Genomic DNA, 11,633 nt, shown 5'->3' on the forward strand with positions numbered 1-11,633 from the left:
TAAAAATTACTAAGGTTATTGCAATAATCCTAAGGGGAGCACTCGCTCCCTTTTTTAAATTTAAAAATCAATTTCCTAATTTAAATTCTTTAAAACTTTATAAATTAAACATATTTAGTATAAGATAACGATTACAAAGGAGTTAAGATGAAAGAATTTAATTTTGATAACGCTGTGAAAAATCCATATATAGATAAAAATTTAAAAACACAAGAATACCAAGAAGAAAGACGATTAGTCAGTCAAACTATGGCAAAAATGGAAAAAGAGTTAGACAAACCAGAGATTTTATCAGTATTTAAAAGATTAAAAGACAAATGAGATATATCAAATTAGAAGAAGCCATAATTATTCACGAAAAAATCATTGAAAAAACAGGTGGATTGAGTGGTTTTAATAATACTCAATTAGGCTACCTAGAAAGTGCATTAGAACACATAAAAAACGATAATTATTATCCAACTTTAGCCGATAAAATTACTCATTTAATGTTTTCGTGTATAAAATTTCATCCTTTTACTGATGGTAATAAAAGAACTTCAATATTTTTAGCTATGCATTTTTTGGATTTAGATGATAAATATAATGAGAAATTTGCTATAGTTATGGAAGATATAGTCGTGCATGTAGCCGATGGAAGTATTTTAAAAGATGAGCTAAGAGAAATATTGATAAATTTTATAAATAAATATAATCAATAATAAAATTAGACTAAGAGATTTAGATTAAGGCATTTTTCTTAACGCTTAATAATACTAACGATTACAAAAGTAACAAATATGAATGTAACAATTACAACAAATAATAATCCGTATTTTTAAAAGCGTTAAAATAAGTTAAAGAGTTAGAAAAAGCTCATAAGAGTGATAGTTTAAGACACAAAGTTTTAAAGATTTTAGAGCCAAGATTAAAAATCTATGAGTAAATATCAAATATTAAAATCAAAAGGCTTTAAAACTGGTTTTAAAAAATTAAGTAAAGAAGATAAAAATCTAACGCTAGATATTATTAAACGCCTTGCAAATGATGAAGTCTAAGAGCTGATTTATAAAAACTACGCATTGCAAGGGGTTTTAAAAGATTGCAGAGATTGTCATATCAAAAATGATTTAGTGCTAGCGTATAAAAGATAAAAATATATTAATTCCAACTTGCATTAGCACTATAAATCATAGCAAAATAAATAATTTAACATAAATTAGATTTTAGCGATATATTTTTATTGTAATTATTTTAAGGTGCTATTCTTAGCACCTTTTTTATAAAAACTAAGCAAAATCAAAAAACTAGCATAAAAAATATTTATGATTGTTTTAAATCCACCCTTATAACCAGCGTTTTTTCTTAAAAAATATAATAGGTATTATTGTAGAGATTATCATTAGGCTCAAGGTTATAAAATACCCATATTGGAATTTTAATTCAGGCATATTCTCAAAGTTCATTCCATAAATTGTCCCTATTAAAGTAGGCGGCATCATAGCAACGGTAACAATGGTAAAAAGCTTTATGATTTTGTTTTGTTCTATGTCAATTTTGCTAGTTAAAATCGTCTGTATATTATCCAAAATCCCAAGTTGCGAAAGGCTAAAATCTATTAAAGAATTTAAATCTTTTAAAATTATGTCTAAATTCTCTTTAATATGAACGCCTATTTTATCGCTTTTAATAAGTGATGATAAGGTCTTTTTCTTCTCAAACAACGAATACCTAATCTGCATATTTAAATCTTGAAGATTTGAAATCTTAGCAAGGTAAAAATCATAATCAAGAGCATTTTTTTGCTCTAAAATCTCGGTTTTTAGCAATCTTGAAACCTTATCAATCCACTCTAGCACATCTCCATCTTTATCCACTCTCATATCAAAAATCTCGCTTAATATCTCATAGCCACTTTTATAATGAGTTGGATTTGCTAGAATTATGTTTTCTACAGAAGCAAAGGTCGGAATTTCTCTAGCACGGATTGTAAATAATACTTTTTTATTTAGTAAAAATGTAATTGTATCTTTTGTAGTGGTTGTTTGATTTAGAGCGTCTTTATTTAAAAACACATTATTAATAGTAATAGTATCTTGCTCTTCCCAATATCTCGCACTTTCTTCTATGTTATATTTTTCATCATCGTTTGGAATTTTAATATTAAAATTATTTTCTATATAAGTAATCTCATCTAGGTTGAAATTAAACAAATCTACCCATAAAGTATTTTCAGGTATTTCTTCATTGATATTAATAGTGCGTTTTAATACATTTAAATTGTCTTTATAATAAACAAAAAGCATAAAAATCCTTTATAAATTTTAATTATTATAATGAAAATTTTGAAATTTTAAATAGGATTTAAGGCTAAGCTTAAATCCTAAGAATTATTGTTTTAATTGTAAAAGTGTGTTAAGCATTTGATCACTTGTAGTAATTGTCTTAGAGTTTGCTTGATAACCCCTTTGAATTACGATTAAGTTTGTTAAAGATGTGCTTAAATCAACGTTAGACATTTCAAGGCTACTTGCTTGGATTTTACCACGACCACCTGTTGTAGCAGCTCCGATTACTGGCTCACCTGAGTTTGATGTTTGAGTGAAAACATTGCCGCCTTCAGCTTCTAAACCTTCGTTGTTTGTAAATGTCGCCATCGCAATTTGTGCTAGACCAAAGCTTCTACCATTTGTAAAGCTTCCGATGATTGTTCCGCTTTCATCAATTCTAATTCCGTTTAAGTCCCCACCACTAAAACCATCTTGAGAAATACCACTTGTATTGCTCTCTCTATCATAACTTGTAATTCCATCAAAATCATTTGGATTACCGAAATAAAAATCTATGTTTTGATTAGGAGTTGAGCCGTTGTTTGCTGTAAAGCTTACTGAACTTGGGCTAAATCCTTGTAATGAACCATCGCTATTAAATCTAATTGTTCCTGTTAGGACATTTTTTGGACCTTCGCCACTAATGTTGATTTCACAAGGCTCTGGAACTTGAATTACTATTCCCCACTCTGTGCCACCATCATCTGTGTAGCCGATTTTTGTAAAGTCATATTTGATTGAGTGTTTTGTCCCAAGTGAGTCAAATATATCAATACTTGAACTATGTGCGCTCATATAAAGCCCTTGAGTTTGACGAATTCCATCTCCACTTGTAAGTGCTCCTTGCATACCTTGCATAGTTTTCATAAATTTATCGTTTTCATTAACATTATTTGCAGGATTTGTTAGATTGCTAATGCTTAAGAACATATTAAAATCATCTTCGTTTTGATTAGCATTTGCCGGAGTTTTAACAACAGGGTTAAGTTCAATAAATTGAGCTTGTTGAGCTGGAGTAATTTGATCCCAACCTGCTAAAGGTGGTTGTCCTCCATTAACACCCTGTGGATATGTTACACCTTGACCGCCATTATTAAATAATAATCTAGCTCTTTCGTTGATTGCTTCTGTGCTCATATCAAATACATCGCCATCATCAGCATTAAATGCGTCTCCTTTAGGATTTTTGATAACGAATTGTCCTTTAGCATCTACTATGATTTCAACTCCATCATTTTTAGTCCCATTTGCACCCCATTGAGCATCAGTTACTTGTCTTCCATCGTAATTTACATAAAGTCTTGCATCTTTTTGCATAGCTTCTCTTAAATCTTCTGTGGTATTAAATGTTCTTTCCATATTAGCATTTAATGCGTGTGCTGTATTAGTTGGGTTTGGATCATAAGTATATTGATAAGCAGTAATAACTTTAATACTATTTCCATTACCATCACCTTTATCTGTAAATCCATTTCCTTGTGCTAATAAACCTGTGTTATCTGCAGTTGCACCATTTCCAGCTCTTAAAACTATGTTTTTCATAGCTGCTGTTGTGCCTTGCTTATTATCATTTACTAAAATAAGTCTATTTCCATTTACTATATCAGCTCTTACGCCTGTTTTACCACTTACTCCATTAATAGCAGTTGCTATATCAGCTACATTTGATACACTGCCACTAATTTGAGTGCCATTAATTTCTATATTTAAATTTGCTGGAGCATTAAATTTACCATTGTTATCAACATTATTTAATGTTAATTGCCCAGTTCTAGCTTCTGCATAACTAACCCAAATTCCTTGACCTTTTCTAAGTCCAAGACTTTCTCCACTAGCATTGAATAATACCCCCATATCAACGCCACGCTCATTTAAGCGTAATTCACCATTTTTGTTTGTAATAAAGCTATTTTGTGAAACATCGTTTTCTTTATGCACACCCGCATCAACCTTAATACCATCGCCGTTTATATTAGTCCATTCGTGATTGCTATCTAGCTGATAGATTGGAGTTTTTTTATCGCCTATGCTATTACCTGAATTTAGGTTTGCTTTTAAACTAACTAATGTTGTAGGATTTGCAGGGGTTGTAAGACCTGGTTTTATTACTATATTTCTAATTGGAGAAGTCGTATCAACTTCGCCTGTAACTTCATCTCTTAACCAGCCTTGTGCTATATAACCATTATTATCAACGAAGTTACCATAAGCATCGCGAACGAAGTCCCCGTTTCTTGTATATTTATAAGTTTTACCACCATCAGGGCTTACTACGAAAAATCCATCGCCTTGAATAGCTAAGTCTGTGTTTTTCTTTGTTGTTTGGATACTTCCTTGAGCAAAAATCTTAGTAATTGAGTTAATTTGAGTTCCAAGTCCAACTTGCATAGGGTTTTTACCACCTAGTTCTCCTTGTGGAGCTGTTGCAACTTTGCTTGTTTGGTTCATCAAGTCGTTAAAATTTGCACGAGAGTGCTTAAAGCCTGTTGTATTAACGTTTGCTATGTTATTACCTTCTACGTCCATTGCTATTTGGTGTGCCTGAAGACCTGATACTCCAGACCAAAGTGATCTCATCATTTTTATATCCTTGTAATTAAATTCTCTAAGCAAGTTTTAGCAAAAGGTGTTCCAATTTTATTTTTTATATTAAAATGTTGTTTTAATACCGAAAATAAGGGGATTTTGTGGATAGTATAAAAAATAATTTTAGATTAGATTTAATAAAGTGCTTATCAAATACAAGATTACAAAGTTATAAAGACTTAGACGAGCATTTTAAAAATCTTAAATTAATTTCAAAATTATCCCCAAAAATAGGCATTTTAGAAATAACTTTAAGAAATTATTTAAATGATATTTTGGCAAAAAAGTTTAATAATGATGATTGGCTTTTAGATTACGAAAATGAAAGTATAAAAGAACAAATAAATAAATTATATAAAAGCAAAAAAAGAACACCTACAAAAGATGAATTATTAAGCAATCTTACGCTAGGAACGATAATTAAGATTATTGAAGATGAAAAAATTGAGAAGTATATATTTTCAGATTTAGACTTAAAAAGATTTGATAAGAATAATAAAAACTACATAATAATAAACGGGCAAAAGACTAATATATTTTTAGATAATAAAAATAAAGCATTATTAAAACTATTTTTAAGTCTTAGAAATCGTGCAAGTCATTTTGAGAATTTATTAAAAATGAGAAATAACAAATATTCTAATATTAGTTATAAATTATATGAAAATTGCTATATCAGTATAAATCCAAGAAATTTAGAAAGATTTTTAGATGATTTGATAAGTGATTTTAATGAAGATTTGATAAGCAGAGTAAAACTCTGCTTTTAAGAGTGTCAAGACCACTCACGAAATACATTTCATGATATCAAAAAAAAATTAATCATAAAAGCTTTATCAATGTTTGTTAAAATCAGCTTTTATTAAAAGGAGAAAAATGAAATTTTTAAATATTCAAAAACTAAGCACTGAAAAGCTAGAAAATATGGGTTTTACTTGGCATACAAATGAAGATAAAAAATCATATGTAGATGATAAATTAATAATAATTAGCGAAGATGAAGCAAATAATTATTATAACGCTTGTAATGAGCTATATGATATGTTTATAAACGCAGGTTCTTATGTAATTGATAATAATCTTTTAGATAAACTTGGCATTCCTTTTAATTTACACGAAGTTGTGAAATTATCTTGGGAAAATGAAGTTCATTGGCATTTATATGGGCGTTTTGACTTAGCTGGTGGGCTTGATAATTTACCTATTAAATTGCTTGAGTTTAATGCAAATACTCCAACGGCACTTTTTGAAACGGCGATTTTACAATTTGAGCAATTAAGACTAAATAATTTAGATGAAAGCAATCAATTCAATCACACTTACGAAGCAATCGTTGATAATTTTAAACGCTTATCAACTTTAGATGAAGATGTAAGTAATTTTGATGAAGTATATGAAGGCTGGAAAATACTTTTTACAAGTGTAAAAAATACTGAAGAAGAGCTAACTACAAGATTACTTATGCAAATGGCAAAAGACGCTGGATATGAATGCGAGTTTGCTTATATTGAAGATATTGAATTTAGCGAAGATGGAGTGTTTTTAGCTGATGAGAATTATGAGTTTTGCTTTATGCTAATTCCTTGGGAAATAATAGCTATTGAAGAAAGCGAATTAGCACATTTACTAACAAAAATAATCAAAAACCAAAAAGCAATTATCCTAAATCCTGCTTATACATTATTATTTCAAAGCAAGGCTATTTTAGAGATTTTATGGCAGCTTTATCCAAATCATAAATATTTATTAAAAACTAGCTTTTTACCACTTGAAAACGCTAAACAAGTTAAAAAGCCGTTTTTTGGTCGTGAAGGTGCAAATGTTACGATTTTGGACAAAAATGGCGAAATAATTACAAAAAATAATGGAGATTATGAAAATAACGGATTTATTTATCAAGAATTTGCAGAACTTAACGAATATAATGGCGAGTTCTATCAAGCTGGGGTATTTTTTGCCTACGAAGCGTGCGGACTTGGATTTAGAAAAGGTGGAACTATTATAGATAATTACGCACAATTCGTAGGACACATTATTAAATAAAGGAAAAATATGCAAGAAATTCTAAGTCTTACTTCATTTGTAGTTGATTTTGATATTAAAAAGAATTTAAAACAAGAATTACAAAATTATAAAAATATTTTAGTTATTGCTGGAGTTACGGCATTTGCGAAATTTAAAGATAAATTAGAATACGCAATTAGTGGCAATTATCATCTAACGCATACTAAAGAATGCTCGTTTAATGGTATTAATAAAATTATAAATGAATGCAAAGGCTTAGAATTTGATTTAGTCTTAGCAATTGGTGGTGGTAAGGTTTTAGATACTTCAAAATACATAGCAAATGCTTTTAATCTAAAAATAATTACTATACCAACAATCGCTGCAACTTGTGCTGCTGTATCTGCTCTATCTGTTATTTATGAAGATGAAAAGTTTAAAGAATTAGCGCTTTTTAAAGAACCGCCTTTTAAATGTTTTATAGATTTAGAAACTATTAAAAACGCTCCTAAAAGGTATTTAATAGCAGGTATTGGCGATACGATGGCGAAATTTTATGAATTTGATTTGCAATTAAAATATGCAAAAGCTAATAATATAGGCGTAAATTACTCAAATTCTTTTGGCAAAATTTGTAGTAATTTGTGCGTAGATTTAAACTATGAATATGCAAAATCTTTAAATGATGATTTGAGTTTTAAAAATGTCGTAATGTCAATAATAGTAAATACTGGCTATGTTTCACGCTCAATTAATATTGAATATAATGGAGCTTTTGCTCACGCAACTTGCTATGCGATAAGTTATATTAAAGAAATAGAAAAAAACTTCTTGCACGGAGAATTAGTAGCATTTGGTATTTTAGTCCAATTACTAATTGAGAAAAAATATGATGAATATGAAAAATTGCTTAAGTTTTACAAAGAAATCAATTTACCTACTAAAATAAGTGATTTTATAAAAGAAGATGAGTTTTTAAAACATATTGACAAAATAGCTAGTTTAGTCCTTGCATCTAGCGATGTTATTAATCTAATTAATCGTGGTTTTATAACAAATCTTGACGAGATAAAAAATGCTTTAATTTATAAAAAGGAGAGAGAATGAAAATTGTATTTTTAGACGCAAACACCTTAGGTGGAGAAAACATTGACGCATTTAAAGAATTTGGCGAAGTTGTATTATATGAAAAATCATCGCCTAATGAAGTAGTAAAAAGATTAGAAAAATGCGAAGTAGCAGTGATTAATAAAATCAAGATGAGCCGTGAAGTTATGCAAGCTTGCCCTGATTTAAAACTAATTTTAATTAGTGCAACGGGTATGAATACGGTTGATTTGGTTGCGGCAAAAGAATTTAATATCGTAGTTAAAAATGTAGCAGGTTATAGCACAAAAAGTGTGGCTCAACATACTTATGCTCTACTTTTATCATTAATGAACGAAACTCTTTATTATAATGACTACACAAAAAAAGGCAATTGGGCTAAGAGCGAATTATTTTGCGATTATTCAAGAAGAATTTACACAATAGAAAGCAAAACTTGGGGAATTATAGGACTTGGAGCTATTGGAAAAGAAGTTGCAAAAATAGCACAAATGTTTGGTGCTAATGTGATTTATACAAGTCTTAGTGGTAATAATAACAATGCTGATTTTAAAAAAGTTAGCTTAGAAGAATTGCTAAAAAATAGCGATATTATAAGCATTCACGCTCCACTTAACGACAAATCATATAAATTAATCAGCGAAAAAGAACTAACAATGATGAAAGATAATGCGTATTTGCTAAATCTTGGGCGTGGCGGGATAATTGATGAAGTAGCACTCGCAAAAGCAATTGATAGTAAAAATATCCGCGTTGGGCTTGATGTTGTAGAAGTTGAGCCAATGAGTGCTGATAATCCTTTATTAAACATAAGCAAAAAGCAAAATCTAATAATCACCCCACACATAGCTTGGACTGCTTGTGAGTGTGTTACAAGGCTAGTGGCAATGATGGTGAATAATTTAAGAGATTTTTTAAATGGTAAATAAGATTTACTTAGGGCTAATTTTAGCCCTATTCTTTAGCTCTTGTGCTAAGCAAATTCCAACTACAACTATAAATCTAACTATTAAAAGCGATATTATTAAGTTTAAAGGACAAGGTTTTTTAAAGGATAATAAAGGTGATTTAAGTCTTGATTTATATACACTTGGAAAATACATAAATACTTTTAAAATCAATGAAAAAATATGTTTTAACAACGAATGCTATACCAAAAAAAGCTTTAATGAAAAATTTTTTGGCAAATGGTATTATGATGATTTGTTAAAAGATATAATTTTATGTAAAAATATATTTTCTAAGAAAAATTACTCAAAAACTCAAAATGGTTTTACTCAAATCATTGATGATTTAACTTATGTTGTTGATGATTTAAAATGTGAGTTTTCTTCAAAAAATATTATCATTAAAATTAATAAATAATAAATTTTATTATTCTATAATAATTTTTTCCTAATAATCTAATGAAATTTACAAAAAAATATTATATTTAGATGGAATTTATAATAAGGAGAAATTATGAAAAAAGTATTATTTTCATCAGTTTGTGCAGTGGCACTACTAGGGACAAATGTATATGCAGTAGAAAATAGTTTAAGTAATAGTTTAGATACTTTTTTAAGTCAAAAAACAGAGTTAGAAAGCAAGATTGAAGCTCAAAAATTAACAATCACTCAAAAAGAAAATGGTGTAACAACAGCTAATAATGATTATTTAGTAAAAGACAAAACATATAAAGATTTATCTAAAGCTATTAAAGACGCTACAACTATAGTTGGAGAAAAACAAGGCTTAAAGAGTAAAGCTGAGCTAGAACATACAGACTTAGTAAATCAAGGTAATTCTTTAAATACTCAAAAAGAGACTTTAAATCAAGAATTACAAGGAATAAATGATTTAATTACTAAAAAAGAAACAAGTATTAAAAATTTGACAGAGCAAATAGCTACTTCTCAAACTAATTTAACTGCTAAAAAAGATGCTTATGATGATTTGGTAAAGCAATTAGGGGTATTAAATACAAAACACGCTGAATTATTAAAAAAGGAAGAAGTAGCACAAACAGAGTTAGAAAAAGCTAGAGAAGCATTAAAGAATAAACCAGAAGATGAAGAGTTAAAAAATAAAGTAGTTGAAGCACTTAGAAATCAAGAAGAAGCTCATCTGGCTGTAAAAATAAGTGATGACGAATTAGAGCCTTTAGCAACAAAAAAAGGAAAAGCCTTATTTGATTACAACGAAGCTTCATCTTCTCATAATAAATTGGTATTCAATAAAAGAGATGAAGAATTAAAGCTTACAAAATATAAAGAGAATTTAGAGTTAAAAAATAAAGAAATCCAAGCTCAAGAGCAAAAAATAACAGATAATAAAACTTTACAAGCTCAAGCCCAAACCAAAGTTGAAGAAGCAATGAAAGTATATGCAGAAGCTCAAACTAAAGTTGAAGAAGCTAAACAAAATCAAGCTAACGCTAAAACAGCTTTAGATAAAGCAAGTGAAGACCTTGAAAAAGCTAAAACAGAGCTAACTACAGCTAATAAAACTTTACTAGAACTAGAAGAGCAATTAAAAGAAATTCAAGCAAATATTACAAACAATACAGAAGAAGGCAAAAAAGCTAAAGAAGAGTTAATGTCAAGTGGTATTTATACGGCTAATACTCAAACTCACGCTAACGCATTAATCAGTTTAGCAGCTTCACACAATGGAGATTTAAGCAATGCAGCTCCTGAAGTAAAAGCACAAGCACAAACCTTAGCAAATCAAATAGCTACAACAATTTTAGATGAGAAAAAAGACGATATAACAGCAGAAGCTCTAAGCACTTTAAATGTTCAAATCAATAATATGAATAAGCGTTTAGGTGAAGTGCGTGGTTTAAATGCGGATATTGGGACTTGGTTTAGAATTTATGGTGGTCGTTTTAGCAATGGTAACAATAATTTCAATTACTATTCAACCCAAATTGGTGCAGATAAAAAAACTAGCTTAAATAATGCTGATATTCTTGCTGGTGTGCTATTTGGCTATGATAAAATCAATGCAGGTGTAAGAGCAAAAGACACTAGTGTAGGAGCGTATTTAAGCTATATTCACAATGATGGATATTTTGCTGATTTGGTATTAAAATATATAAGAAGTAGTTATGATAGTAAATTTGTTGATGTTAAATCTCAAAATTCATTCTTAGTTAGTGCAGAGGGTGGATATAGATTTAATGTAAATAATAATTTTTATCTTGAACCAAGCCTTGAGATAATCACTGGATATATCGGCAAATACGAATCAAGCTTAAAAATCTTTAATAAGTTTAAAATAAATGTAGATGCTCACTCTCCATTAATATTTAAACCACAAATATTTGCAGGTTATAGCGTAAATGATTTTACATTTAGAGCTGGTGTTGGGGCAGTAATTGATACTCAAACTAAAGAAGCAGACCTTTTAATAGGCGATATTATAAAAGGAGTAAATGCTAAGGTAAAAAGCAAATTAGGAGCTAGCGATAGAGGATTTGTAAGCGTTGGCACAGCATATACATTTAGCGATAATTTAAGATTGAATTTAAGTGTTGAAAGAAGCTTTGGCACAAAACTTACAAATGATTATGAAATAAACTCAACCATTAGATATACATTTTAAAAAAAGGGCTTTAAGCCCTTTTTTATCAAACCCCCACTA

At 29.2% G+C, this 11,633-nt stretch carries 11 protein-coding genes; 9 read left to right on the top strand and 2 right to left on the bottom strand.

Going from position 1 to position 11,633, the window contains the following annotated elements; all coding sequences use genetic code 11:
• Positions 1-147: 147 nt before the first annotated feature.
• From AVBRAN12640_RS09345 to AVBRAN12640_RS09355, 3 genes are all read left to right on the top strand, one after another.
• Positions 148-321: a hypothetical protein gene (locus AVBRAN12640_RS09345; RefSeq protein WP_214120408.1), complete on the top strand. Its 174-nt coding sequence runs from the start codon at positions 148-150 to the stop codon at positions 319-321.
• Positions 318-701: a type II toxin-antitoxin system death-on-curing family toxin gene (locus tag AVBRAN12640_RS09350; RefSeq protein WP_336608246.1), complete on the top strand. Its 384-nt coding sequence runs from the start codon at positions 318-320 to the stop codon at positions 699-701. The genes AVBRAN12640_RS09345 and AVBRAN12640_RS09350 overlap by 4 nt, the downstream gene beginning before the upstream one ends.
• A gap of 342 nt (positions 702-1,043) precedes the next feature.
• Positions 1,044-1,133, top strand: coding sequence for a type II toxin-antitoxin system mRNA interferase toxin, RelE/StbE family (locus AVBRAN12640_RS09355; protein WP_442862299.1), 90 nt, complete (start codon positions 1,044-1,046; stop codon positions 1,131-1,133).
• 192 nt (positions 1,134-1,325) lie between these two features.
• Here the strand turns inward: AVBRAN12640_RS09355 and corA are convergent, their stop codons facing one another.
• Positions 1,326-2,285 (bottom strand): magnesium/cobalt transporter CorA, encoded by a 960-nt coding sequence (corA, locus tag AVBRAN12640_RS09360; RefSeq protein ID WP_336609066.1) that lies wholly within the window; start codon positions 2,283-2,285, stop codon positions 1,326-1,328.
• Between the two features lie 84 nt (positions 2,286-2,369).
• Positions 2,370-4,889: a flagellar hook protein FlgE gene (flgE, locus tag AVBRAN12640_RS09365; RefSeq protein WP_336609065.1), complete on the bottom strand. Its 2,520-nt coding sequence runs from the start codon at positions 4,887-4,889 to the stop codon at positions 2,370-2,372.
• 107 nt (positions 4,890-4,996) lie between these two features.
• Here flgE and AVBRAN12640_RS09370 point away from each other — a divergent pair, with 107 nt between their 5' ends.
• The 6 genes from AVBRAN12640_RS09370 (at position 4,997) to AVBRAN12640_RS09395 (ending at position 11,594) form a co-directional block, all read left to right on the top strand.
• A complete protein-coding gene (locus tag AVBRAN12640_RS09370) occupies positions 4,997-5,665 on the top strand; it encodes a hypothetical protein (protein WP_239803122.1) in 669 nt (222 codons plus the stop codon).
• 106 nt (positions 5,666-5,771) lie between these two features.
• Positions 5,772-6,938 (top strand): glutathionylspermidine synthase family protein, encoded by a 1,167-nt coding sequence (locus AVBRAN12640_RS09375; RefSeq protein WP_336609064.1) that lies wholly within the window; start codon positions 5,772-5,774, stop codon positions 6,936-6,938.
• A gap of 9 nt (positions 6,939-6,947) precedes the next feature.
• Positions 6,948-8,006 carry an iron-containing alcohol dehydrogenase gene (locus tag AVBRAN12640_RS09380; RefSeq protein WP_336609063.1) on the top strand — a complete coding sequence of 353 codons (1,059 nt, stop codon included), beginning with the start codon at positions 6,948-6,950 and terminating at the stop codon, positions 8,004-8,006.
• Complete coding sequence (locus tag AVBRAN12640_RS09385; protein WP_336609062.1) at positions 8,003-8,935, top strand: D-2-hydroxyacid dehydrogenase; 933 nt, start codon at positions 8,003-8,005, stop codon at positions 8,933-8,935. The genes AVBRAN12640_RS09380 and AVBRAN12640_RS09385 overlap by 4 nt, the downstream gene beginning before the upstream one ends.
• A complete protein-coding gene (locus AVBRAN12640_RS09390) occupies positions 8,925-9,371 on the top strand; it encodes a hypothetical protein (protein ID WP_336609061.1) in 447 nt (148 codons plus the stop codon). The genes AVBRAN12640_RS09385 and AVBRAN12640_RS09390 overlap by 11 nt, the downstream gene beginning before the upstream one ends.
• 96 nt (positions 9,372-9,467) lie before the next feature.
• Positions 9,468-11,594, top strand: a complete 2,127-nt coding sequence (locus AVBRAN12640_RS09395) for an autotransporter outer membrane beta-barrel domain-containing protein (RefSeq protein ID WP_336609060.1) — start codon at positions 9,468-9,470, stop codon at positions 11,592-11,594.
• Positions 11,595-11,633 lie beyond the last annotated feature (39 nt).

The sequence above is a fragment of the Campylobacter sp. RM12640 genome, from assembly GCF_020137595.1.
Taxonomy (GTDB): domain Bacteria; phylum Campylobacterota; class Campylobacteria; order Campylobacterales; family Campylobacteraceae; genus Campylobacter_E.

What these genes read in the sequence shown, in the direction of transcription:
- AVBRAN12640_RS09395 (WP_336609060.1), top strand. Translation starts at nt 9,468, where the DNA reads ATGAAAAAAGTATTATTTTCATCAGTTTGTGCAGTGGCACTACTAGGG.
- AVBRAN12640_RS09390 (WP_336609061.1), top strand. Translation starts at nt 8,925, where the DNA reads ATGGTAAATAAGATTTACTTAGGGCTAATTTTAGCCCTATTCTTTAGC.
- flgE (WP_336609065.1), bottom strand. Translation starts at nt 4,889, where the DNA reads ATGATGAGATCACTTTGGTCTGGAGTATCAGGTCTTCAGGCACACCAA.
- AVBRAN12640_RS09375 (WP_336609064.1), top strand. Translation starts at nt 5,772, where the DNA reads ATGAAATTTTTAAATATTCAAAAACTAAGCACTGAAAAGCTAGAAAAT.
- corA (WP_336609066.1), bottom strand. Translation starts at nt 2,285, where the DNA reads ATGCTTTTTGTTTATTATAAAGACAATTTAAATGTATTAAAACGCACT.
- AVBRAN12640_RS09380 (WP_336609063.1), top strand. Translation starts at nt 6,948, where the DNA reads ATGCAAGAAATTCTAAGTCTTACTTCATTTGTAGTTGATTTTGATATT.
- AVBRAN12640_RS09345 (WP_214120408.1), top strand. Translation starts at nt 148, where the DNA reads ATGAAAGAATTTAATTTTGATAACGCTGTGAAAAATCCATATATAGAT.
- AVBRAN12640_RS09350 (WP_336608246.1), top strand. Translation starts at nt 318, where the DNA reads ATGAGATATATCAAATTAGAAGAAGCCATAATTATTCACGAAAAAATC.
- AVBRAN12640_RS09385 (WP_336609062.1), top strand. Translation starts at nt 8,003, where the DNA reads ATGAAAATTGTATTTTTAGACGCAAACACCTTAGGTGGAGAAAACATT.